Below are 24,958 nucleotides of genomic sequence, written 5' to 3' on the forward strand. Positions count from 1 at the left end.
ACTCTCACACCTTGCGGCGCCAGAACCTAAATCTGGTGCGTCTACCAATTCCGCCACTTCCGCAACTTATTCTGTAGTTATCAAGGTAATTGGTAAAAACCTAAATAACGTTGTTCATGGTGGCTACGACGGGATTCGAACCTGTGACCCCATCATTATGAGTGATGTGCTCTAACCAGCTGAGCTACGTAGCCAAAACCATATTTTTTTTCTCAACGCTTTGTTGCCTTGTCGTTGGGAACGGCGCGCATTATGCGAAGTTGAGTGAGATCCGTCAACAGTTTTTTTTAATAAATTTCGGAAAAAACCTCGTTCGCTTCCTTTTTAAACAAAGAGGCGTGTTTATGATCTAAAACTGGAAATAAATTAGCTTGCAGTTGCGTAATTTATTTTTGTTCATTTACTTAAGGTATTAAAAAAGCCAGCTTAACAGCTGGCTTTTAGTGTAAATGAAGTGTTTAGAATTCATTCATTTAATTAAACATTGAAGCGGAAGTGTACAACATCACCATCTTTTACGATGTAGTCTTTACCTTCTAGACGCCATTTACCTGCGTCTTTTGCGCCATTTTCACCATTGAATTGGATGAAATCGTCGTAACCGACTACTTCTGCACGAATAAAGCCTTTCTCGAAGTCAGTGTGGATCTTACCTGCCGCCTGAGGCGCAGTTGCACCAACAGGGATTGTCCAAGCACGTACTTCTTTAACACCTGCTGTGAAGTAGGTGTGTAGAGTCAGTAGTTCGTAACCAGAGCGAATTACACGGTTCAGACCCGGCTCTTCGATCCCCATATCTGCTAGGAATTCTTCGCGATCTTCATCTTCTAGTTCAGATAGTTCAGATTCGATAGCTGCACATACAGGTACAACGACATTGTTTTCTTTTTCTGCGAACTCACGAACCGCATCTAGATATGGATTATTTTCGAAGCCATCTTCGTTTACGTTTGCAATGTACATAGTTGGCTTCAGTGTTAGGAAGTTTAGATAGCCGATTGCTGCTAACTCTTCTTTAGATAGCTCAACTGTGCGTGCCATGCCGCCTTCAGTTAGTACTGGTAACAGTTTTTCTAGTACGGTTAGTTCAAATTTTGCGTCTTTATCGCCGCCTTTTGCCTTCTTCGCGTTACGTTGAATCGCTCGCTCACAAGAATCTAGGTCAGCCATTGCAAGTTCGAGGTTGATCACTTCGATATCTTCGATAGGTGAAACTTTACCTGAAACATGAACAATGTTTTCGTTTTCAAAACAACGTACAACGTGGCCAATCGCGTCTGTTTCACGGATGTTAGCTAGGAATTTGTTACCTAAACCTTCACCACGTGATGCACCAGCAACAAGACCAGCGATGTCCACGAACTCCATCGTCGTTGGAAGAACTCTCTGTGGGTTAACGATCTTAGCTAGTGCGTCTAGACGTAGATCTGGCACAGGAACCACACCAGTGTTTGGTTCAATGGTACAGAACGGGAAGTTTGCTGCTTCGATACCCGCTTTAGTTAGTGCGTTGAACAGAGTTGATTTACCTACGTTAGGTAGACCAACGATGCCACATTTAAAACCCATGATAGTAACCTTATTCAGCTTTGAACGTGTGGAGGCGATTTTGTGCTTTAGATAGGCCATCCTTAATCAGGATATCTAGACAACGAACAGCCTCATCAGCTGCTGCATCTAAAAGCTCTTGCTCTTTAGCTGGCGCTTTACCTAATACAAAACCCGCCACTTTATCTTTGTGTCCCGGATGACCAATGCCAATACGAAGACGATAAAAATCTTTGTTATTGCCCAGTTTGCTAATGGTGTCACGCAGACCGTTGTGTCCACCGTGCCCCCCACCTTTTTTAAACTTAGCGACACCTGGCGGTAAGTCTAGCTCGTCATGAGCAACCATGATCTCTTCAGGTTTAATTTGATAAAATTTCGCAAGCGCTGCGATCGATTTACCTGATAGATTCATGAAGGTGGTTGGGATAAGCAAACGGAGATCCTGGCCATTGACCATAATGCGCCCTGTTAGACCAAAAAACTTTGGTTCGTTCTTCAGTGTAACGTTGTGAACGCGTGCTAATTCTTCTACAACCCAAGCGCCCGCATTGTGACGAGTTCTGGCGTATTCTGGTCCTGGATTAGCAAGACCAACAAGAAGTTTGATTGGTTGACTCAAGGTTAGGATCTCTCTGGAATCTCAAAAAGCGCAGTATGATAGCACAGAAAACTCGCGGTGGGCGACCAAGGGATTTTCTAGTTATCAGTACAAATAAAAAAACACCCCAAAGAGGGGTGCTTTTGAAATCAGTTTAACTGAAATGTTCGTATTAGTTGAACATTGCAGAGATTGACTCTTCGTTGCTGATACGACGAATCGCTTCAGCTAGCATGCGAGATAGGCTTAGTGTTGTCACTTTACCTGTTGCAGCCATCTCTTTAGACAGAGAGATAGAGTCAGTCACGATAACTTGGTCAAGAACTGAGTTCTTGATGTTATCCGCAGCGTTGCCTGAGAATACTGCGTGAGTAGCGTAAGCGAATACACGCTTAGCACCGCGCTCTTTTAGTGCTTCAGCTGCTTTACATAGTGTGCCACCTGTGTCGATCATGTCATCAACGATCACACAGTCACGACCTTCAACATCACCGATTAGGTTCATTACTTCAGAAACGTTTGCACGTGGACGACGCTTATCTACGATTGCGATGTCGATGTCGCCTAGTGCTTTTGCTGTTGCACGAGCACGAACAACGCCACCTAGGTCAGGAGATACCACTACAGGGTTATCTAGACCGCGAGCCTGCATATCTTCAAGTAGCACTGGCGTGCCGAAGATGTTGTCTACAGGTACATCGAAGAAGCCTTGAATTTGCTCTGCGTGTAGGTCGATAGTTAGAACGCGGTCAACACCAACGTTAGATAGGAAATCAGCAACAACTTTTGCAGTAATTGGCACACGCGCAGAACGTACACGACGGTCTTGGCGAGCGTAGCCGAAGTAAGGGATAACTGCAGTGATACGGCCTGCTGAAGCACGGCGCATTGCATCAATCATAACAACCAATTCCATTAGGTTGTCGTTAGTCGGTGCACAAGTGGATTGAATGATGAAAACATCGCTACCACGAACATTCTCATTGATTTGAACTGCAACTTCGCCATCAGAAAAGCGAGAAACAGATGCATCACCAAGAGAGATGTAAAGACGATCAGCAATACGTTGGGCTAGTTCAGGTGTTGCGTTACCAGCAAATAGCTTCATATCAGGCACGGTGGAAACCTCGGGTTTGCGTCCAGTTTAAATAGGTCGGTGTGAGGCTGATTGGTATTCAGCCAAAGTCTCTTTTAATGGCGAAATATTGCGCCCTTGAGCGATAAATGCCGAGACTTTATCAGAGAGTTGTGCAAGGATAGTTTCTGCTTCAGATTTGCTCGAAAATTCAGCAAAAACGCAAGATCCTGTCCCCGTCAATCTTGACGGCGCGTATTGTAGCAGCCAAGAAAGTTGCTTATCAACCTCTGGGTAGAGCATTCGTACAATTTTTTCGCAATCGTTTACGCTTGGCGTATTTAAAAGTGTTTCTAGATCTCGTTTTGGGGTGTTTCGCGTCAGATCTGGATGACAAAAAACGTCGACGGTTGCAATAGATACATTCGGTCTGACGACTAAATACCACTTTTCTTCGGGATAAGCAGGAGAGAGTTTTTCACCAACACCTTCAGCAAAAGCTGCAAATCCGCGCACAAATACGGGCACGTCTGCGCCTAGTTTTAAACCTATTTCAGCCAGTTCGTCGTCAGTTAGATTCAGTTGCCATAAGTAATTCAGTGCCACTAATGCTGTAGCTGCATTCGATGAGCCCCCACCAATGCCTCCACCCATAGGCAGCACTTTCTGTAGCTCAATATGCGCGCCAAAAGGGCAGTTTGAGTAAGTTTGAAGCGCGGTTGCTGCTTTCCAAATTAAATTGTCTTGAAGGGGCACACCTTCTATGTCTGGAGAAATCGTAATATCACCAGAATGGTTCGCTTGAATGGTGAGCTCATCGCCGTGATCGACGAATTGGAATAAGGTTTGTAACTCGTGGTAGCCATTCTCTGTACGGCCGTTGATATATAGAAAGAGATTCAATTTCGCTGGTGATGGCCAGCGTGTTGAAAGTTCAATCATTGGGTGATGTTCCATTTTGTGATCACTAGATTTATTTTGACATCAGCTGTGGTGAGTTTCAGCTTATTTGGCAGAGGGAGAGACTGTTCATGCCATTGAACGTCGCCATATCGTTGATAAGCAATACTCCAATCATTTAAACCAATTTGTTTGCTTAACGCTTGCAGTGTATTGGTTGGAGACAGTTGGAATTTGTCGGCATCGGTCGGTAGACCTAATAGCCAGTCAGGCATGTGATCGACGGGCATCATCAACCCTGTAAGACGGTAAATCAGCTGATTAGCACTGCGAGAAGAAAGGACCTGATCATCGTAAGTTTCTACTGTGGCGCCTTGTGGGGTGATGGTGAGCTTTAATGCCGTTTGTCCGAGAATCGTTGTTAAACGCAACTGGCTTAGTGCTGAAGAATGTTTCCAGTAGAAGTTTAAATTTTGTCTTTGGTCTGGGCCAATATAACCAAGTTTCCCCGTTGCTTGAAAATCTTGGATGGTTTCGAGTCGCTGCTCATGAGCTTGCCATTCAACGCTGGTAACACTTTCAGGAACGGACGAACAACCAGCGAGCAGTAAGCTCGACAAGAAAAAAAGAATAAAGGAGCGTAACGTCATGTTTGATGGCTTATTAATCAGTTTCATCGGGAATCGCTCACAACTATAGCATTGAAAAGTCGCACTTAGGAAAACAAATCCGGCTTACCCTTTCAATAAATGCGTGCTTACAGTAAAATTCTGGACCTATTTTATAACCTATCCCAGAGATACCACGTTAGATGTCCTTGCTTGCTATTGGAATTAATCACAATACAGCGTCTGTCGACTTGCGAGAGAAGGTGGCGTTTGGTCCGGATAAACTCGGCCCTGCACTCGAGCAACTTAGAGAGCACGAAGCGGTTAACGGCAGTGTGATTGTTTCAACCTGTAACCGAACTGAGTTGTACTGCGATGTTAAGCAAGGAGCGCGAAACAAGTTGATCGATTGGCTTGCTCAATTTCATCAAGTGAGCCGCGAAGATTTAATGCCGAGTTTGTATGTTCATGAAGAGCAAGCAGCAATAAAGCATTTGATGCGCGTATCGTGCGGTCTTGACTCTCTGGTGTTGGGTGAGCCTCAAATTTTGGGGCAGGTAAAGCAAGCATTTTCTGACTCGCGAGATCATCAAGCCGTCGATGCCTCGATTGATAAACTGTTTCAAAAGACGTTCTCAGTCGCCAAACGGGTAAGAACAGAGACAGATATTGGTGGTAATGCCGTGTCCGTGGCTTATGCGGCATGTACACTGGCAAAACATATTTTTGAGTCGTTATCAGATTCAACCGTGCTTTTGGTTGGTGCGGGTGAGACGATTGAATTGGTCGCGAAGCATTTAGCGTCCAACGGTTGCACAAAAATGATTGTCGCGAACCGCACTAAAGAGCGCGCGCAAGGCTTAGCGGACCAATTTGGCGCAGAAGTGATCAGTTTGAACGAAATTCCTGAACATTTGGCGAAAGCGGATATTGTGATTAGCTCAACGGCGAGCCCATTGCCTATTATTGGCAAAGGTATGGTCGAAACGGCTCTAAAGCAGCGCCGGCATCAACCTATCTTGTTGGTCGATATTGCGGTGCCGCGAGATGTAGAGTCGGAAGTCGGTGAACTGAACGACGCATATCTGTATTCTGTTGATGACTTGCAATCTATCATCGACAGCAACATTGAGCAGCGTAAAGTCGAAGCGATTCAAGCTGAAGCGATTGTTAGTGAAGAAAGCGCTGCATTTATGACATGGTTGCGTTCACTGCAAGCCGTCGATAGTATTCGCGACTATCGCAAATCAGCCAACGAAATTCGTGAAGAGTTACTGAGCAAAAGTTTGCAATCTTTAGCGGCAGGCGCAGATCCGGAGAAAGTGCTGCGCGAGCTGAGTAATAAACTCACCAACAAACTGATTCACGCTCCAACTCGCGCATTGCAAAGTGCAGCAGAGCAAGGCGAACCAGCAAAATTAACGATTATCCGCCAAACACTTGGCTTGGATGATCTATAACTCACGCTTTTTATTAAGAAAACGACACTATGAAAGCCTCTATTCTGACTAAGCTAGAAACGCTAGTAGAACGTTACGAAGAAGTTCAACATCTTCTTGGTGATCCTGATGTAATTGGAAATCAGGACAAATTCCGTGCTCTATCAAGAGAGTACTCTCAGCTAGAAGAAGTAACCAAGTGCTTCCAAGCTTATCAACAAGCACAAGAAGATCTTGTCGCCGCTGAAGAGATGGCAAACGAAGACGACGAAGAAATGCGTGAAATGGCGCAAGAAGAAATCAAAGAAGCGAAAGCGACGATTGAGCGTCTTACTGATGAGTTACAGATTCTTCTTCTGCCAAAAGATCCGAACGATGATCGTAACTGTTTCCTAGAAATTCGTGCAGGTGCAGGTGGCGACGAAGCGGGTATCTTCGCGGGTGATCTATTCCGTATGTACAGCAAGTACGCAGAAAAGCGTGGTTGGCGTATCGAAGTGATGTCTTCTAACGAAGCAGAACACGGCGGTTACAAAGAGATGATCGCGAAAGTAAGCGGCGACGGTGCATACGGCGTGTTGAAGTTTGAGTCAGGCGGTCACCGTGTACAGCGTGTTCCAGCAACAGAGTCTCAAGGTCGTGTGCATACTTCTGCTTGTACAGTAGCAGTAATGGCGGAAATCCCTGAAGCGGATCTGCCAGAAATCAAAGCAGCAGACCTGAAAATCGATACGTTCCGTGCATCTGGCGCGGGTGGTCAGCACGTTAACACCACGGATTCTGCAATCCGTATTACCCACTTACCAACGGGTACGGTAGTAGAGTGTCAGGATGAGCGTTCACAGCACAAGAACAAAGCGAAAGCAATGGCGGTTCTTGCTGCTCGTATCGTTCAAGCGGAAGAAGAGCGTCGTGCCGCAGAAGTGTCTGATACACGTCGTAACCTTCTAGGTTCTGGTGACCGTAGTGACCGTATTCGTACCTACAACTACCCACAAGGTCGTGTGTCTGATCACCGTATCAACCTGACCATCTATCGTTTGAACGAAGTGATGGAAGGTGACCTGCAGAGCTTGATTGATCCTGTGATTCAAGAGCACCAAGCAGACCAACTTGCGGCGCTCGCAGAGAACGGCTAATCGATGAGCCAAGTTCAATCGATTGAGCAAGCACTGAAAAGTGCGACGGCGAAACTGGCAGAAGGCGGCAAAGAGTCGCCTTCTCTCGATGCAGCTGTACTCCTTTGCCATGTCCTTGGCAAACCACGAACTTACCTGCTGACCTGGCCAGAAAAAGCATTAGAAGCAGAGCAAAAATCTCAGTTTGACGCTCTACTTGAACGACGTTTAACTGGTGAACCCGTCGCTTATATTATTGGTGAGCGAGAGTTTTGGTCTCTACCGTTCAAAGTTTCTCCCTCTACCTTGATCCCAAGACCGGATACAGAACGTTTGGTCGAGGTTGCACTCGATAAGACCTATGAGCAAACAGGACCTATTTTAGATCTTGGAACGGGGACGGGGGCAATTGCTATCGCACTCGCATCTGAAATGCCAAAACGTCAAGTGATGGGCGTAGACCTTAAGCAAGAAGCGAAAGCACTTGCAGAGTACAATGCTGAGCAGCTAAACATCAAAAATGTGACCTTTGCTCAAGGCAGTTGGTTTGAGCCTATTACAGAAGGTACGAAGTTTGCTTTAATTGTCTCCAACCCGCCATATATTGATGAAAAAGATCCACATTTATCCCAAGGTGATGTGCGCTTTGAGCCAAAATCTGCATTAGTTGCTAAAGAGAATGGCTTAGCTGATATTCGTCATATCTCGGATCTTGCTCGTCAGTATCTTGAAGTGGGCGGTTGGCTGGCATTTGAACATGGTTATGATCAAGGTGAGGCGGTGCGTGAGATAATGCGTGGCTTAGGTTACCAACAGGTCGCTACGGAAAAAGATTATGGCGGTAACGATCGAGTAACGCTTGGTTGTCTGGCCAGTTAATCATGGAAGTCAGCAAACACTAACTAAAAAGAGAAGAAAAATGTACGTAGCTCTAAAACACATACACTTAGTGACGATTGCGCTCAGCGCGACACTATTATCGATCCGATTCGTGTTAATGATGATGAACTCACCGAAGCGAAATAATCGCTTTTTGAAAGTGTTTCCCCACATCGTTGATACTGCATTGCTAGTGTCAGGTATCGCGCTTATTTTCATTACGGGTTTCATCCCGTTTACCGATGCCGCACCGTGGTTAACAAACAAAATCACCTGCGTACTGGCGTACATTGCGCTTGGATTCTTCTCATTGAAACTTGCGAAAAACAACCTACTGAAGATATTTGGCTTTTTCGGCGCATTAGGTTGGTTGGTCATGGCTGCAAACATTGCTGTGTCTAAGAGCCCTACGTTATTTGGATAGACGTCATGTTAGAGTTTTTTGACGAAGATTTTGACAATATACCGTTGGTGGAAGGTGCGCTTGAGCTAAACAAAGCGATTAACCCAGAAACCAAAGTACATTGGGCGAAACAAGAGTTAGAGCGTCTTTACAAAGATGCAGAAGCCACGCTTGTTCATGAAACCGATGAAGAGCAACGATTTGATGCATTCCTACGACTGTTTTTCCATGAGTGGGGATTCAAAGGCGACGAGCAGGAATACTTTATTTCGGACAACAGCTTCATCGATAAAGTGTTGGAGCGCAGAAAAGGTATTCCTGTGAGCTTAGGTTCGATTTTGTTATACCTAGGCAAAAAGCTGGGGTTCCCGTTGAAGGGAGTTACTTTCCCTACTCAGTTCCTGTTAAAAGTCGACTGGATGCATAAGAAGCCAGACTACATCAACCCATTTAATGGTGAGTATGTAGGTGAAAGGATTCTTCAAGCTTGGCTTATTGGCCAAGAAGGACCGCTAGCTCAGCTAAAGCCTGAACATTTTGAGGAAGCTGACAACCCAACAATTATTGGTCGCTGGTTGGCGTTGATTAAAAGTGCGATGTTGCGCGAAGAGCATTATACGCTGGCATTACGTTGTACGAATCTTGCTCTAACGTTTGTGCCAGATGATCCATACGAAATTCGTGACCGTGGTTTTATTTTCCAACAGCTAGAGTGCCCTCAAGTAGCGGTATCAGATTTTCAGTACTTTATTGACCAATGCCCTGACGATCCGGCTTCCGAGCTACTAAAATCACAAGTTAATGTGATGAGTGAAACGCACGTCACACTTCACTAATTTTATCGATGTGCCGAACTGTGGCGTATCGTGGACAGAAAAAGAGAATCAAAATGGAACAGAAAATCGTTAATATCGGCGACATTCAGGTTGCTAACGACAAGCCATTCACCCTATTTGCAGGTATGAACGTTCTTGAGTCTCGTGATCTTGCGATGCAGATCTGTGAGCACTACGTAAAAGTAACGGAAAAACTTGGTATTCCTTACGTATTTAAGGCGTCGTTTGACAAAGCAAACCGCAGTTCTGTTCATTCATACCGTGGTCCAGGTCTGGAAGAAGGTATGAAAATCTTTCAGGAGCTGAAAGACACTTTTGGTGTAAAGATCATCACGGACGTTCACACTGAAGCGCAAGCTCAACCTGTCGCTGACGTGGTAGACGTTATTCAGCTTCCTGCATTCCTAGCTCGTCAAACTGACCTTGTTGAAGCTATGGCTAAAACAGGTGCGGTTATCAACGTGAAGAAACCTCAATTTATGAGCCCTGGTCAAGTGGGTAACATCGTTGAGAAGTTCGCAGAATGCGGTAACGACAAGATCATCCTATGTGAGCGCGGTTCTTGCCACGGTTACGATAACCTAGTTGTAGATATGCTTGGTTTTGGTGTGATGAAAAATGCTTCAAAAGGTAGCCCAATCATCTTTGACGTAACGCACTCACTACAAATGCGTGACCCATCAGGCGCAGCATCTGGCGGCCGTCGTGAGCAGACAGTTGAGCTTGCAAAAGCGGGTCTAGCGACAGGCATCGCAGGTCTATTTATCGAAGCGCACCCAAACCCAGACCAAGCGCGTTGTGATGGCCCATCTGCACTGCCTCTAGACAAGTTAGAGCCATTCTTAGCACAAATGAAATCGCTTGATGATCTAATCAAGAGCTTTGCAGATATCGATATCAAGTAAACGCCAGATGACTGGTGGTAACAAATACTATAGCCAACCGAGTGTTGGCTATTTTTTTATCTGAAAAACTGTAAATTCTCAAACTTGTTACTGATGAATTTGTTATTGCTAAACAATGCATCATAATTATTAAATCAATATGTTAGGGTGCACGTGGTTTTCAAATAGATCGAATGCTTAAAATGTGCGTCAGTAATCCCAATAAGAAAAAGGTAAATAAATGAATCAGCGTCTGATGATCAAAACTGTTTTGAGTGCCGCTATCTTGGCCTCGTTAGCTGGGTGTGCTACGCAACCTGCACCAGAATGGAATGCCGATACAACCTATAAATTGACCGTGTTGCACACTAACGATCATCATGGTCGCTTTTGGCAAAATCGATACGGTGAATATGGCATGGCGGCGCGTAAAACGTTAATCGATGATTTGCGCGAGGAAATACAGGCTGAGGGGGGCAGCGTGTTACTGCTTTCTGGTGGTGACATCAACACAGGAGTACCTGAGTCTGATTTACAGGATGCCGAGCCGGATTTCAAAGGCATGAGCAAAATTGGTTACGATGCGATGGCTCTAGGTAATCATGAGTTTGATAATCCATTGGACGTGCTATTCAAGCAGCAAGAGTGGGCAAACTTTCCGATGTTGTCTGCCAATATTTACGATAAAAATACTGGCAAGCGTTTATTCCAACCATACGCGATGTTTAAAAAGCAGGGCATTAAAATTGCGGTCATTGGCCTTACAACCGAAGACACAGCGAAACTTGGCAACCCTGAATTCATTGAACAAATTGACTTCCGTGACCCAAAAGAAGAAGCCAAGAAGCTGATTGCAGAACTGAAAGAAACAGAGTATCCAGATCTGATTTTTGCTGTCACGCATATGGGACACTATGAAAATGGTAATAGAGGCATCAATGCTCCTGGCGATGTGGCGTTAGCTCGTTATTTGAATGACGGCGATCTCGACATGATCGTTGGAGGACACTCACAAGAACCTGTGTGCATGGAAGGTCCAAACGTTATCAAAAAGAACTTTAAACCAGGTGATGAATGTCAGCCCGATAAACAAAATGGTACCTTTATTGTTCAGGCACATGAGTGGGGGAAATATGTGGGACGCGCCGATTACGAGTTTCGTAATGGCGAACTCTCGATGGTGAGCTACGATCTAATCCCTGTAAACTTGAAAAAGAAAGTTAAAGTTGATGGTCAGTCGCAACGAGTCTTGATCCAAGATGAGATTAAACAAGACGAAATGATGCTTGAGTTTCTTCGTCCTTATCAAGAAAAAGGTCAGGGCAAACTAAACGTGAAGATTGCAGAATCTAACGGTAAGCTTGAGGGTGACCGCAATGTGGTTCGTTACCAGCAAACAAACTTAGGTCGATTAATTGCAACGGCTCACATGGAACGTGCGAAAGCAGATTTCGCCGTAATGAATTCTGGCGGCGTTCGCGACTCGATTGCAGCAGGTGAGATTACCTACAAAGATGTGCTGACTGTTCAGCCATTTGGCAATATGGTCTCTTACGTTGATATGACGGGCAAAGAAGTATTGGATTACCTAAATGTCGTTGCAACTAAACCTGTCGACTCTGGAGCTTACGCGCAGTTTGCCGGCATTGCGATGAGTATCAATAATGGTGAGGTAACCAATGTGTTCATTGGTAATAAGCAACTTCGCTTAGATGGTAATTACCGCTTTACCGTACCAAGCTATAATGCTGCTGGTGGAGATGGTTACCCTAAAATCGACGATCATCCAGGGTATGTAAATACAGGTTTTACCGATGCTGAGGTTTTGAAGGATTATTTAGAAACACATAGCCCTATTGATGTTAATGAGTATGCCCCTTCAGGTGAAATCACGTATTTAGTTGATACGGCGATTGATCAGTAACCCAACAGAGAAAAAGCGATTGACTCAAACTCGCTGATATCATTAACTAAAAGCGCAGATCCAATTCAATCTGCGCTTTTTGTTTTTATGAGGAGAATCTTGATGACTCCGGCCATTAATCTTGCGAAAAAGAAAAAAATTCCACACACGATTCATCAGTATGAGCATGACCCTAGAGCCGATAGTTATGGCTTGGAGGCTGCTGAAGTACTGGGGCAGGATCCGAAAACAGTATTTAAAACCTTGCTGTTCTGCTTGAACGGGGAGCCAAAGAACCTTGCGGTTGCGATTATCCCTGTTGATCAAAAGCTGAACCTAAAACTGGCGGCGAAAGCAGCGAAGGGCAAAAAGGCCGATATGGCTGATCCGGAAATCGCCCAAAAGACCACAGGTTATGTCGTTGGTGGAATTAGCCCACTAGGGCAGAAGAAAGCCTTACCTACTTTTTTGCACGAAAGCGCAGCAGAGCAAGACAAAATCTGTGTGAGTGCTGGTAAACGTGGTTTAGAAATTGAGTTAGCCCCGAGAGATTTGCTGAGCTTAACTCGTGGTCAGTTTGCACCTCTTTGTTTGTAAACTCATGACAAATAAAAAGGACGCTCATGAGCGTCCTTTTTTGATCTTGCCTGTCAGTGAAGCGTTACTTCTTCAGACTCAATGTACCACCAGTGCGTTTAGCTGGTTTGCTTGGTTTCGCGGCATTTGGGTTCATGTAATGCTGCTTAGGCTTACTCAGTGATTGAGGCTTGTTTGCTGAATGCGTATTGCTCGATGCATCTGGTTTACGGTGCGATTTACCATGCTCGCCTTGCGGTCTGCTGCGTTCACCTTGTGATTTCGCTTTGTAATGTTCTTTAGCTGGACGTCCGCCTTCATCATCACGCTGACGACGCTTTTGTTGACCTTTTTTCGAGTTTGGTGCATGACGGAATTCATCAGCATTGTTACCGCGGAAAGTTCGTGTCTTCTGGTTACGACGAGCAGTAGAATCTTGGTTTTCTTCACGGCTATCAAACAGCTTCGCGTCGGTCGCTTTACGAATGTTGCGACCTCTAGAGTCTGTTTTTGATGCTTCTTCTGTACCTACCGAGCCTTCACACATTGCTAGGATCTCTGCCACTTCTTCGTCACTTAGATAACGCCATTTCCCATTGGGAATACCATCAAGAGAGATATTCATGATGCGTACGCGACGCAGCTTGAATACTTCATAGCCCAGCGCTTCACACATGCGACGGATCTGACGGTTAAGTCCTTGAGTGAGCACAATACGGAAAGAGAATTTAGTTTCTTTCGTTACCTTACAAGGTAGGGTGACTGTGTCGAGAATCTTAACGCCACTCGACATCTGTTTGAGAAACTCGCCTGTAATTGGCTTGTCCACGCGTACGACGTACTCTTTTTCGTGGCTGTTGCCTGCGCGAAGGATTTTGTTCACGATGTCGCCATCGTTGGTCAAAAAGATCAGACCATCAGAGGGTTTGTCTAAGCGGCCGATCGGAAAGATACGTTTTTGGTGGCCGATGAAATCAACGATGTTTCCAGGGACGTCTCTCTCAGTTGTACAGGTGATGCCTGTTGGTTTATTGAGAGCGATATAAATCGGCTTCTCTTTTGCTGCCACTGGCTTACCATCCACACAAACATCATCACCAGGTAGCACTTTTGTCCCCATTTCAGGTTTGTTGCCATTAATGGTGACACGGCCTTGCTCAATCAGTCTGTCTGCTTCACGGCGTGAGCAAAACCCCGTTTCACTGATGAATTTATTTAATCGTTTAGCGTTGTCTTGTGACATTTTTGTCTCCTAACGTTTCACAACGGCGAATGAAGCTCCCTTCCTTTAAGGGGAAGGAAGAATAAGGGCGGGCATTCTAGCATTAGGGTGAAATTTAGCCTAACCGTTTTTGGTGACGTTCGCGGGTTTCTAATTTCTTTTCCGCACTTTTTCTAAGTAGGACGTAAACGGCTCCAGTTCCACCGTGAAAGCGTTGCGCACTATGGACGCATTGGACTTCCTTTATTTGTCGTAGCCAACTGCTAACAAAGCTTTTCATCATTGCAGGTGGATTTGAGCGTTCTCCTCGACCATGGACGATAACGACCGTTCTAATGTCCATTGATAGGCATTGCTTTAAAAACGTCACGACTTCATCACGTGCTTCTTTCAATGTTTTACGGTGCAAATCCAAGCGAGCTTGGATTGGATACTTACCAAGGCGAAGTTTGCGGTAAACCCCGTCCTGTACACCATCACGTTTGAACTCAACAAAGTCCTCTGGCTTGAGCATTTCAGCGTGATCAAGTGATAGGTATTCTGGGTCATCTTCCGTTAACCAGATTGCTGCTTCGCGTTTTGCGAGCTGTGCTTCTGTTACTTGGTGTACTTTTTTGTGTTCGGTGGTGTCTTGAGTGATTGGCTTTACATCGCCCATCATCTGTTGAAATAGATCAAAATCGTCGTCGTGAGACATAGCAGTAATCTCATTAAGAACAGGGAAGAATAATAGGATTATATCAATGAGTGGTGCATTGAGATCAAATAAAAAACCGGAGTAGGCAAGTAACCGACTCCGGTGCAAAGCGTTTCTAGAGCTAAGCGAGATCTAGTGAGGAGATTTGTCGTTCATGATCTTGTATATGAAGAAACCGCCGTAAAATAACATCAGACCAATTGCCCCAAAAATTACTATCATTGACGATAGACCCACTGCATTACCAAATAGGAGATCAAGCCAAAAGTCCATACGTTTCCTCCAAGATGCTCCCGACAGGAATAAACTAAATGGCGGTGTCTTGTTGCACACTGATCTGGATCAATTATGTTGCTAAGGTTAATAAACTGTATTTTGTTGTGAGTTATCAGTCACATTTTACGTGCTAGTGTTCAGTTATTCATCAAACGAATTAAGACCTAAGGTTTTTTTGTAAAAAGCACTTGCGCCACAGTTCAGAATCCGTAATATACGCATTCGTTGACGGGGACAATTCCTCAGCTAAACATCTCGGTGAATAGCGCAGCTTGGTAGCGCATCTGGTTTGGGACCAGAGGGTCGGGGGTTCGAATCCCTCTTCACCGACCATATTGAGAAAAAGGCTCTACAGAAATGTAGAGCCTTTTTCGTATTTGGTGATATTTATTTGGAACCAGAGGATCGGGGTCTGGAATGCCAGTCCTCTGGAAGCCTAGTCGCGTCGAATCCCTACTTCACCGATCACTTTTAGAAAGCCTGCTCAATGAGCAGGCTTTCGTCGTTTTTGGCGCTAGTAATTTTAGACTTCAATAGTATCGAATCAAATTGGGGTTCGCCTGACGTTCGAATATGGCACTTCACCGATACGTATTGAGAGGAAGGCTCTACAGAAATGTAGGGCCTTTTCATTTTTTAGAGCGAGTAAATTTATTACTTGATGTCACACGAGATAGTATTGATAGGAGTTTCAGAAGTAGTGAAACAGACATAAGCGGTCTTTGGGTGATTTGGACCAATCTTGACGTAACCCGCTTTTAAATCGTCTTCATCAAACGTTACTGAGTGAGATTTGCTTGTATTTCCATCATAGTAAACCGCTTCAAAGCCTTGGTTCATCATATGTGCAACGCGATTTCGAGTGTGGGCTGTTGAAAACGTGATGTTCGCGCAACGCATCATTGGTTTTTCGGTAATAAGAAATTGACCACTCTCTTTATCTAAAACACCGCCTTTTACTTCCGGAGTTATATCAATAGCTTGAAAAGATTCTACGTTGCATGGCGGTTTAGCATAAGACAACGAAGAAGTGAGCATAATTCCCATCGTGTATAGGAATAAATATTTAAATTTCATATGAGTTGTTTTGTATCCACTTAGCTTAACGGCGTTTTAATAAGAAAGTTTGAATGAATTTTAAATGGTTGTATTTAAATAATTGTATTTAAATGGCATTTTTCAAACAATCACTAGATATCACAATTTGCTTGGCGCGTCTTACCCAGTGGTTTGATGTTAAATCCCCGATTTTTAAGCAGTTCAATCAGGTTATCTTTACCTACTAAATGCAAGCCACCAACAACAACGGTGTAGCGACCCGATTGTTGAGGTAGAACACTGCCAGTGTCGAGTTTTTTAGCCCAATCTCGATTACGCTCGTATAAAAAGGCTTGGTTAAACTCTTCTGTTGTATGATCGGTCAAAGAGGCTTCGACCAACATGTTACCATCACCACTCTTCCAACTCTCTATCAAGCATTGAACCAACTCTTCTCCGCCATCATATTCTTCAATTGATGAGAGAAGTATCTCTTTACCGCCTTCTGATTGACCTGCGATTAAATCGATTTGGAATTGCACGGACTCCAGTGGAATGACCGGGATTTGCTTTTTATCAGCGAGTCCTATTAAGTGCATGTCTACCCCTTTATCAGAGACATACCCCAGTTTGTTGACTAAAGCGAGTTGGATGGTGAATGCCGCCATCCAAGGTGGGGAATTTAGGAGTTGAGTTTCTGGCAAACCTAAATCTTGGGCAATTTCAATTAAGTGGCGACGTTGAGCTCTGTCTAAAACATCTTTAGAAAGAATGGTTGTTTGTGGGTAAACCAAGCCTTCAGAATTCCTGACGTCTGCTTCAATAATCAACCCTGCGCTTTGGCTTAAATGCTGGGTGACCGTTCTAGGGAGTGGGTACATCGTTTTATCCCCCACATGTACCGAGCCAATAATCATAAGTTCGGTTTCCCCTTTTTTCGCTAACCAATGCTGTGGCTCTGCATAAGAGGAAAAAGGAGTCAAAGTAACAAGTAGAGATGATATGAGCGTCAAGAGACGAAACATAGAATGGTCCTCAGATAAGATACCTTTAAACTTTATACGCAAAATAGCGTGAGGTTAAGTGCAATTTCTCCAGTGGGGTATTCGACAAAATCGTCATTTCTAAAAATATTGACGAGTTTTGACGACGAATAAATGAGAGTCACTTCACGAAAGGTAAATAGGTAATTCGCTTACTAATGGTTCACAAAATAATTAGGCGTGATCCAAATCTTACAAAATCAGTCGTAACTCATGAATATAAGTGACCTAGATCGCAGCAAACTCGTCAAAACAAGTTGTTCGATTTTGACGTGTATTGTAACTCCATGAAAATTAGGTTTTTATTGTTTTTGCTGAGTGTCATTTTTTGAGCTGGATCACTTCCTATTTCTATTTATTTTACGCTTAGAAATAACAGGTTGTATGTTGAATGTAACGGTTAGGTACCTCGCATTTGAGGGGCCGAGATTTTTATCATTGTCGTTTTGAACCACTGACTTTTTTGGGGAAGTAAGATGTTTAAACCTAGTCTGATTGCTGTTTCTGTTATCACTACATTAGCAGGTTGCTCTGCGCTGCAAAGCTCTGAACAACAAGTTGTAAATTCGTTGGCTAATAATCTTGATATTCAATACCAAGTGTTGACTAACCACGGTGCAAACGAAGGTCTTGTTTGTCAGGACTTAGGGGCTGAGTGGGCGTCTTGTAACAAGGTAAACATGACGCTGGTTAACCAAGGTGAAGCGGTTGACTCAAAAGATTGGGCTATTTACTTCCACAGCATTCGTCTGATTCTGGATGTTGAAAACGAACAGTTCAAAATCTCTCGCGTAACGGGTGATCTACACAAACTAGAACCAACAGATAAGTTTGATGGTTTTGCTGCGGGTGAAGAGGTTGTGCTTCCTCTTGTTGCTGAATACTGGCAGCTATTTGAAACTGATTTCATGCCAGGCGCTTTCGTTGCTGCACCAAATGCAGAGCCTAAGATGATTGCTTCTCTTAACACAGAAGACGTTGCATCTTTCGTGACTGGCCTTGAGGGTAACAACCTAAAACGTACGCCTGATGACAACAACGTATTTGCAAACGCTGTGTCTCGTTTCGAGAAGAACGAAGACCTAGCAAAACAAGACGTATCAACCACGTTACTACCAACGCCACTGTCTGTTGAAGCAGGTAACGGTACGGTAGATATCGCGGCCGGTATTGCGCTGCCTAAAGACGCATTCGATGCGACTCAATTCGCAGCAATTCAAGATCGTGCAGAAGTGGTAGGTGTGGATGTTCGTGGTGATCTTCCTGTAAGCATCACTGTTGTTCCTGCAGACTTCACCGGTGAATTGGCAAAATCTGGTGCTTACGAAATGAGCATCAAAGGCGACGGTATTGCGATTAAAGCGTTTGACCAAGCAGGTGCTTTCTACGCAGTACAATCTATCTTTGGCCTGGTAGATAGCCAAAATGCTGATTCTCTACCACAACTGTCTATTAAAGATGCGCCGCGTTTTGATTACCGTGGTGTGATGGTGGACGTGGCTCGTAACTTCCACTCTAAAGACGCAATCCTTGCAACGCTTGACCAAATGGCAGCGTACAAGATGAACAAACTACACCTTCACCTAACGGATGATGAAGGCTGGCGTTTAGAAATCCCGGGTCTGCCTGAGCTGACTGAAGTGGGTGCTAACCGTTGTTTCGATTTGGAAGAGAAAAGCTGTTTACTGCCTCAGCTTGGCTCAGGTGCAACGACAGACAACTTTGGTTCTGGCTTCTTCAGCAAAGCAGACTACGTGGACATCTTGAAGTACGCGAAAGCGCGTAACATCGAAGTGATTCCTGAAATCGATATGCCAGCGCACGCTCGTGCAGCAGTGGTATCAATGGAAGCACGTTACGACCGCCTAATGGAAGAAGGTAAAGAAGCAGAAGCGAACGAGTTCCGCCTGATGGATCCTCAAGATACATCGAACGTAACGACGGTTCAGTTCTACAACAAGCAAAGCTTCATCAATCCATGTATGGAATCTTCAACTCGCTTTGTTGATAAAGTGATTTCAGAAGTAGCAGCAATGCACCAAGAAGCGGGCACGCCGCTAACAACATGGCACTTTGGTGGTGACGAAGCGAAGAACATCAAGCTAGGCGCTGGTCTGCAAGACATCAACGCAGAAGACAAAGTAAGCTGGAAGGGTAACATTGATTTGTCTAAGCAAGACAAGCCATTCGCACAGTCACCACAATGTCAGACGCTAATTGCAGACGGTACGGTAAGCGATTTTGCTCATCTACCAAGCCACTTTGCAGAAGAAGTGTCGAAGATGGTGGCAGAGAAGGGCATTCCAAACTTCCAAGCTTGGCAAGATGGCCTTAAGTACAGCGAAGGTGAGAAAGCGTTCGCAACAGAAAACACGCGTGTTAACTTCTGGGACGTTCTTTACTGGGGTGGCACATCATCAGTGTACGAATGGTCTAAGAAAGGTTACGACGTTATCGTTTCTAACCCAGACTACGTGTACATGGACATGCCATACGAAGTGGACCCTAAAGAGCGTGGTTATTACTGGGCGACGCGTGCAACCGATACGCGTAAGATGTTTGGTTTTGCACCAGAGAACATGCCTCAGAACGCAGAAACCTCTGTAGACCGTGATGGCAATGGCTTCACTGGTAAAGGTGAAATCGAAGCGAAACCTTTCTATGGTCTATCAGCACAGCTTTGGTCTGAGACAGTACGTAACGATGAGCAATACGAGTACATGGTATTCCCTCGCGTACTCGCAGCCGCTGAGCGTGCATGGCACCGTGCTGATTGGGAAAACGACTACAAAGTGGGGGTTGAATACTCGCAAAACTCTAACCTAGTAGACAAAGCCGCGCTAAACCAAGACTACAACCGCTTTGCGAACGTACTTGGCCAACGTGAACTGGCTAAGCTAGAAAAATCAGGTATCGACTACCGCCTGCCTGTACCAGGTGCGAAAGTAGAAGATGGCAAGCTAGCAATGAACGTTCAGTTCCCAGGGGTGAAGCTTCAATACTCTCTAGACGGCAAGAACTGGCTAACTTACGCAGATAATGCTCGTCCAAATGTGAAAGGTGAAGTGTTTATCCGTTCCGTGTCAGCAACCGGTGAGAAAGCAAGTCGAGTGACCAGCGTGAAATAACTCAATTCTTGTAAGTTAATTTTTTGGCAAAGCCTCACATCATGTTGGGGCTTTCTTTATTTTTTGAGGAAATTAAGCGTGATCGATGTCTAATTATTTTTCATTGATAAATAAGTCTTGGGTTGTAATAGTCAAGGTTATTGTGAACTGGATCGACTTAATGTGCTAAATATCAATAAATTATCTGTTTACGATCACACTTCTATTTTTTGAATAATTTTATAAAGATACGATAAGTGCCTGTATTTTACATGTTTTTATCAGGGTTGTTGAGCTTCGGTTTGAACAAGATCACTTTTTAAAATGTTTTATTTTCCATCGCGAATTAATTGAAACAATATTGCGAACGCCAAGGAGGCACATTCCAAAGTTTGCGATAAAAGGGAAGAGATGCCCTCTAAAACTATCGCATAACGTGAATAAATAAAGGCAGTAATTATGAAAAACATTTTTGCACTGAGTGCTCTTTCTCTCGCTTTCGCTTCTAGCGCTTTTGCTGGTTCTTCTTACGTAACAGGTAATGTTCAATTCCACGATGATGGTCGAATTCATGGTTCGGACGTTACGTCTACACTGGAAGCTGGTCATACTTTTGATAACCAATTCGGCGGCTTTACGGTTTACACCGAATTTGATGGTATTCAGTTGGGTAAACTGGAAACAGAAAACGGTGGCGCAGGTAACACAACACCAGCAATCACTGTGGGTGGTGAGCAGTCATTTAATATTACCGATCATTTATGGGTTGCCGCTGGTTACCAACACCTGTTCTCTGCTGGCGAGAATGTACAGTACCGTCCATTGGTTAAGATTGGTTACAACTTCGATAACGGCATCTCCTTAAGTAACCGTACTCGTGCGCACATTGATGCGACAGACGCAGATGCGGATACAGATTACCGCATGGACAACCGCATCGGTTACGTGATGAATGAGGATGTGACGCTAAGCTACAACAACGTCTACATGATTGAAGCGGAAACCATGGACCACGAGCTTCGTGCAACGTGGACTCGTAAAGGTGTTCAACCTTACTTTGAGTTCCGTAGTCAAGCACACGGTGCAGAAAACGCGAGTGGTGACAGCCTAGTGAATAACGCTTTTGTATTTGGTGCCTCTTACGGCTTCTAATTTTATATTTGTCTTAACTGTCCATTAAGAAAAAGCCCAGCGGTTTGTCTCGCTGGGCTTTGTTTTTATTTGCCGTTGCCTTCGTGGTGGCTATATTCGAACACTTGGCCTTTTTCGTTAAAGGCGTAAACGGTGTAGCTGTCTTTTTTGTCGCCATATTCCATACCAGGGGAGCCCATTGGCATGCCCGGTACTGATAGGCCTTTTGCGTTACGTGGTGGATTTTTCAAAAACGCTTTAATGTCTTCGGCTGGAATGTGACCTTCAAACAGATAGCCGTTGATCTCTGCCGTGTGGCAAGAGTAAAGCTGTTCATTCTTGATGCCTAGATCGCGTTTGATGGCGTTCATGTCATCGTGCAATTTTTCTTCGACCGTAAAGCCGTTCTCTTCCATGTGTTTTGTCCATTCTCCACAACAGCCACAGTATGGCGATTTATGGTTAATGACATCGGCTGCCAATACGTTGGCGGACACGGTCGCAAGCATTGCAAAGGTCAATAGTTTCAACTTCATAATACCCTCAAAAAGAAGTGGTTACTTTACTGAAAACAGTCGTAGTCGATTTGCATTACTAACGACAGTAATTGAAGACAGTGCCATTGCCGCTCCTGCGACAACAGGACTGAGCAAAAATCCAAACGCTGGGTAAAGCACGCCAGCGGCAACTGGAATACCCAACGAGTTGTAAACAAAGGCACCAAATAGGTTTTGCTTCATGTTTTTAAGTGTAGCGCGAGAGAGTTCAATCGCATGTACTACCGCCATTGGTGACGTGTTCAGGATGGTCATTTGCGAACTTTCAATGGCGACATCACTGCCGCTACCCATGGCAATACCTAGGTTGGATAACGCGAGAGCAGGGGCGTCGTTAATGCCATCCCCCACCATTGCCACGACATGTCCTTGAGATTGAAGTTGCTCAATGTGCTGAGCTTTCTCACCTGGCATTACTTGGGCAATCACTTCATCAATACCAAGTTCTTGGCCGATAGCATTGGCAACGTGTTGGTTATCGCCCGTCAGCATTACCGTTTTGATGCCTTGCGATTTTAATGCAGAGAGCGCTTGCTTCGCATCTGATTTGATCGGGTCGGCAATGGCGATCAGACCGATCAGTTCGCCGTTCAATGCCACAGCTACCGGAGTCCACGCATTTTTTGCGCATTCATCGATGGCAGGTTTTAGTGCGCTGGTCTCGACGTTCTCTGCTTGCATAAATTGAAGCGAACCAATGAGTAGCGGTTTATCTTGATACGTCGCCCAAATGCCGCGCCCGCGAACGTTCTCAAACTTGTCTAATGAGACATCCTTTGCGTCGTGTCGTTTGGCGTAATCACATACCGCTTTTGCCAGTGGGTGCTCAGACTGACGCTCTGCCGCATACGCTAAAGCCAATAGATCTTCTTGGCTGGTGGCGTGAGTAAACACTTGCTGAACGCTAGGTTTACCTTGGGTAAGCGTGCCAGTTTTGTCGAACACAACCGTGTCGACTTTGCTTGCCAATTGCAGGGCGTCGGCGTCTTTGATCAGAATGCCGAGCTCTGCGGCTTTACCCACTCCCACCGTGACAGAAAGCGGGGTTGCTAAGCCTAGAGCGCAAGGGCAGGCGATGATCAGGACGGTTGTGGTGACCACCAGCATATAACTCGCTTTTGGCTCTGGGCCAACGGCAAACCAAACGAGCGCGGCCAGTATTGCTATGCCAACAACGACAGGGACAAACACCGATGAAATCTGGTCTGCCAGTTTCGCGATGGCTGGCTTACTGCTTTGCGCTGTGCGCACCATGCGGATGATACGAGCCAGCATGGTATTTGCGCCAATGCCCGTTGCCTCAATGACTAATCCACCATCGGTATTTAATGTCCCAGCAGACACTTGAGCCTCTTGCGCTTTTAACACTGGTACTGGTTCACCAGTAAGCATCGACTCATCAATGTATGATTCACCTTGAATCACAACACCATCAACAGGCACTTTCTCGCCTGGTTTGATACGCAGTTTCATGCCTAGCGTGATTTGCTCAACCGCGATTTGTTGATCGCCTTGTTCCGCAATTACCGTAGCTTGCTGAGGTTGCAGGTTAATCAGAGCTTGCAATGAGCGTGTTGTGTTTGCTTTGGCTTTTGCCTCTATATAGTGACCAAGAGAAATTAAGCCGATGATCATTGCACTCGCTTCAAAGTACACGTGGCGTGAAGCAAGAGGGAACCAGTCTGGGAAAATCACCACAAGCATCGAATAGAACCACGCTGCGCCAGTACCGAGCGCGACTAACGTGTCCATGGTGGCGCGCTTGTGAGTAGCTGCTAACCAAGCGTTACTGAAGAAGTGTTTACCTGCTGTGGCAAGAAGGAGTAAACATACGATACCGATCGCGCCCCAAGCTAATTGGTCGTTGGTGTTGCGAATCATCATATTGCCGCCAGCAACGCCCCAAATCATTAAAGGGGCACCGACGACAAGGCCAGCAATAGCATCCAGTTTAAAGCGTTTTTGTTGCTGACGTTGTTGCTGCGCTTGTTTTTCTTGTTGGGTTGCGGCGTCTTGTAGGATCTCTGCTTGGTAACCGGCTTGTTTTACCGATTCAACAATTGCGTTAAGGAGGTCATCAGAGTCTTGGCTTGCGAATACTAGTGCGCTTTGTTCTGCAAGGTTGACCTGTGCTTTCTCAACGCCTTCTACGTTAGTAAGTGCTTTCTCTACTGAAGATACGCAACTCGCACACGTCATGCCTTGAATCAGCATTTGCAATTGAATACTCGCTGGTGGCACCTGCGTATCTTTAATATTGCTTTGCTGTTCTACCTGTTCGGTCTCTGGTGAGCTTTCGTTCTCTACTTCAACAGAATCAAGGTTGGCGGTATAGCCGAGTGTTGCTATTAAGTCGATCACTTGTTGCTCGGAGAGGAGGGTACGAATCTCTAAGTGCGTTGTTGAAGCCTCAAAAGAAATAACGTCTTGATTAGATTCTAATAAAGATGAAAGTTTTTTGACGCAACCGCCACAGCTTAAGCCTGAAAGGTTTAGTTCGTAGTGATTTCCTGCTTGGTAACCAAGAGATTCAATCGACGAGACGAGCTCTTTAAGAGAAGACTCGGTTTTGACCTCTACTTGCGTCGGGGACAAATTGAGGATCTCCACATCGTGATTTGCATGTAAAGCCTTCTCAACTTTTCTCGCACAGCCCATGCAGTTGAGCCCTGATAAAGGTATAACTAACTGATACATAATCTGCACCTCAATAGTAGTGATGCTATGAGCTTAAACCTTCCTGCAAGGGTAAGGTCAATACCCATTTGCTACTCACAACAATTTCGTCAAAATCTCTCGAATCCCACAAGTGCACGGTCATTTTACTTGCGAGTGATCTCAAGGTTTTTTCTCTTTGAATATAAAGTTCCGTTAAAACACCTAAAAGATGAATGAAGTCGCTCACGTTTTTTAGATGCTCTCAATGTCAGTTCAGTGTCAAAACGTACTTTTAACGTTTTTTATTTTTTATAGTTGATGTTAAATAATTGTTTTTTATTGATTTATTTTATTTTTGATCTTCTCATTTTGAAGTCGCTCAGATTGCTGTAGGGAAAGTTTTTTAGTGCGAAAAAAGTTTGTCATATTTGCCCCGTCCAAACACTGTTTCAAGTTCCT

Annotated in this window: 22 protein-coding genes and 2 tRNA genes; 11 read left to right on the top strand and 13 right to left on the bottom strand. The window is 44.8% G+C overall.

From position 1 onward, the window contains the following. Positions 1 to 117: 117 nt before the first annotated feature. From R7O03_RS20210 to lolB, 6 genes are all read right to left on the bottom strand, one after another. Positions 118 to 194: transfer RNA gene (locus R7O03_RS20210), tRNA-Met, on the bottom strand. 283 nt (positions 195 to 477) lie between these two features. Further along, positions 478 to 1,569: a redox-regulated ATPase YchF gene (gene ychF / locus R7O03_RS20215; RefSeq protein ID WP_005393178.1), complete on the bottom strand. Its 1,092-nt coding sequence runs from the start codon at positions 1,567 to 1,569 to the stop codon at positions 478 to 480. 10 nt (positions 1,570 to 1,579) lie between these two features. Beyond that, the gene (pth, locus tag R7O03_RS20220; protein WP_086046564.1) at positions 1,580 to 2,170 is read right to left on the bottom strand and encodes an aminoacyl-tRNA hydrolase; all 591 of its coding nucleotides are present in this window, start codon (positions 2,168 to 2,170) and stop codon (positions 1,580 to 1,582) included. 151 nt (positions 2,171 to 2,321) lie between these two features. Beyond that, positions 2,322 to 3,266: a ribose-phosphate pyrophosphokinase gene (locus R7O03_RS20225; protein ID WP_005393176.1), complete on the bottom strand. Its 945-nt coding sequence runs from the start codon at positions 3,264 to 3,266 to the stop codon at positions 2,322 to 2,324. A gap of 27 nt (positions 3,267 to 3,293) precedes the next feature. Then, entirely contained in the window at positions 3,294 to 4,166 is an 873-nt protein-coding gene (gene ispE, locus R7O03_RS20230; protein ID WP_064369040.1) for a 4-(cytidine 5'-diphospho)-2-C-methyl-D-erythritol kinase, read from the bottom strand. Further along, a complete protein-coding gene (gene lolB, locus R7O03_RS20235; protein ID WP_151514567.1) occupies positions 4,163 to 4,801 on the bottom strand; it encodes a lipoprotein insertase outer membrane protein LolB in 639 nt (212 codons plus the stop codon). The genes ispE and lolB overlap by 4 nt, the downstream gene beginning before the upstream one ends. A 134-nt stretch (positions 4,802 to 4,935) precedes the next feature. Here lolB and hemA point away from each other — a divergent pair, with 134 nt between their 5' ends. From hemA to ybaK, 8 genes are all read left to right on the top strand, one after another. Beyond that, positions 4,936 to 6,192, top strand: coding sequence for a glutamyl-tRNA reductase (gene hemA, locus R7O03_RS20240; protein WP_005384104.1), 1,257 nt, complete (start codon positions 4,936 to 4,938; stop codon positions 6,190 to 6,192). A gap of 29 nt (positions 6,193 to 6,221) precedes the next feature. Then, positions 6,222 to 7,310: a peptide chain release factor 1 gene (prfA, locus tag R7O03_RS20245; protein WP_005382222.1), complete on the top strand. Its 1,089-nt coding sequence runs from the start codon at positions 6,222 to 6,224 to the stop codon at positions 7,308 to 7,310. Positions 7,311 to 7,313: 3 nt separating this feature from the next. Then, complete coding sequence (gene prmC, locus R7O03_RS20250) at positions 7,314 to 8,168, top strand: peptide chain release factor N(5)-glutamine methyltransferase (protein WP_151514568.1); 855 nt, start codon at positions 7,314 to 7,316, stop codon at positions 8,166 to 8,168. Positions 8,169 to 8,208: 40 nt separating this feature from the next. Continuing rightward, positions 8,209 to 8,592, top strand: coding sequence for a SirB2 family protein (locus tag R7O03_RS20255; protein WP_005382225.1), 384 nt, complete (start codon positions 8,209 to 8,211; stop codon positions 8,590 to 8,592). Positions 8,593 to 8,597: 5 nt separating this feature from the next. Next, positions 8,598 to 9,407, top strand: coding sequence for a SirB1 family protein (locus R7O03_RS20260; RefSeq protein ID WP_005384098.1), 810 nt, complete (start codon positions 8,598 to 8,600; stop codon positions 9,405 to 9,407). 53 nt (positions 9,408 to 9,460) lie between these two features. Then, positions 9,461 to 10,312 (top strand): 3-deoxy-8-phosphooctulonate synthase, encoded by an 852-nt coding sequence (gene kdsA / locus R7O03_RS20265; protein ID WP_005384095.1) that lies wholly within the window; start codon positions 9,461 to 9,463, stop codon positions 10,310 to 10,312. A gap of 220 nt (positions 10,313 to 10,532) precedes the next feature. After that, positions 10,533 to 12,215: a bifunctional UDP-sugar hydrolase/5'-nucleotidase UshA gene (ushA, locus tag R7O03_RS20270; protein WP_005382230.1), complete on the top strand. Its 1,683-nt coding sequence runs from the start codon at positions 10,533 to 10,535 to the stop codon at positions 12,213 to 12,215. 102 nt (positions 12,216 to 12,317) lie between these two features. Continuing rightward, entirely contained in the window at positions 12,318 to 12,791 is a 474-nt protein-coding gene (gene ybaK, locus R7O03_RS20275; protein ID WP_005384092.1) for a Cys-tRNA(Pro) deacylase, read from the top strand. Positions 12,792 to 12,855: 64 nt separating this feature from the next. Here the strand turns inward: ybaK and rluF are convergent, their stop codons facing one another. From rluF to R7O03_RS20290, 3 genes are all read right to left on the bottom strand, one after another. Next, positions 12,856 to 14,013, bottom strand: a complete 1,158-nt coding sequence (rluF, locus tag R7O03_RS20280; protein WP_017634839.1) for a 23S rRNA pseudouridine(2604) synthase RluF — start codon at positions 14,011 to 14,013, stop codon at positions 12,856 to 12,858. A 94-nt stretch (positions 14,014 to 14,107) separates the two neighbouring features. After that, on the bottom strand, positions 14,108 to 14,689 hold the full coding sequence (gene smrA / locus R7O03_RS20285) for a DNA endonuclease SmrA (RefSeq protein WP_005382233.1): 582 nt from the start codon (positions 14,687 to 14,689) through the stop codon (positions 14,108 to 14,110). 132 nt (positions 14,690 to 14,821) lie between these two features. Then, positions 14,822 to 14,962 carry a DUF3149 domain-containing protein gene (locus R7O03_RS20290; protein WP_005382236.1) on the bottom strand — a complete coding sequence of 47 codons (141 nt, stop codon included), beginning with the start codon at positions 14,960 to 14,962 and terminating at the stop codon, positions 14,822 to 14,824. A gap of 259 nt (positions 14,963 to 15,221) precedes the next feature. Here R7O03_RS20290 and R7O03_RS20295 point away from each other — a divergent pair. After that, a tRNA-Pro gene (locus R7O03_RS20295) sits at positions 15,222 to 15,298 on the top strand. Between the two features lie 321 nt (positions 15,299 to 15,619). On the opposite strand, the gene R7O03_RS20300 is transcribed toward R7O03_RS20295, so the two are convergent. Both R7O03_RS20300 and R7O03_RS20305 read right to left on the bottom strand, forming a co-directional pair. Then, a complete protein-coding gene (locus R7O03_RS20300) occupies positions 15,620 to 16,003 on the bottom strand; it encodes a hypothetical protein (protein WP_372009610.1) in 384 nt (127 codons plus the stop codon). Between the two features lie 152 nt (positions 16,004 to 16,155). Continuing rightward, positions 16,156 to 17,028, bottom strand: coding sequence for a TraB/GumN family protein (locus R7O03_RS20305; RefSeq protein ID WP_318131977.1), 873 nt, complete (start codon positions 17,026 to 17,028; stop codon positions 16,156 to 16,158). Positions 17,029 to 17,522: 494 nt separating this feature from the next. On the opposite strand from R7O03_RS20305, the gene R7O03_RS20310 reads away from it, so the two are divergent. Continuing rightward, positions 17,523 to 20,174 (top strand): beta-N-acetylhexosaminidase, encoded by a 2,652-nt coding sequence (locus R7O03_RS20310; RefSeq protein WP_318131978.1) that lies wholly within the window; start codon positions 17,523 to 17,525, stop codon positions 20,172 to 20,174. 438 nt (positions 20,175 to 20,612) lie between these two features. After that, positions 20,613 to 21,305, top strand: coding sequence for an oligogalacturonate-specific porin KdgM family protein (locus R7O03_RS20315; protein WP_005382004.1), 693 nt, complete (start codon positions 20,613 to 20,615; stop codon positions 21,303 to 21,305). Positions 21,306 to 21,370: 65 nt separating this feature from the next. Here R7O03_RS20315 and R7O03_RS20320 read toward each other — a convergent pair whose 3' ends face one another. Continuing rightward, positions 21,371 to 21,820, bottom strand: a complete 450-nt coding sequence (locus R7O03_RS20320) for a DUF411 domain-containing protein (protein ID WP_151514570.1) — start codon at positions 21,818 to 21,820, stop codon at positions 21,371 to 21,373. 21 nt (positions 21,821 to 21,841) lie between these two features. Continuing rightward, the gene (locus tag R7O03_RS20325) at positions 21,842 to 24,538 is read right to left on the bottom strand and encodes a copper-translocating P-type ATPase (protein ID WP_318131979.1); all 2,697 of its coding nucleotides are present in this window, start codon (positions 24,536 to 24,538) and stop codon (positions 21,842 to 21,844) included. Positions 24,539 to 24,958: the final 420 nt, after the last annotated feature.

This window comes from Vibrio sp. Vb2960, from assembly GCF_033337665.1.
Lineage (GTDB): Bacteria > Pseudomonadota > Gammaproteobacteria > Enterobacterales > Vibrionaceae > Vibrio > Vibrio alginolyticus.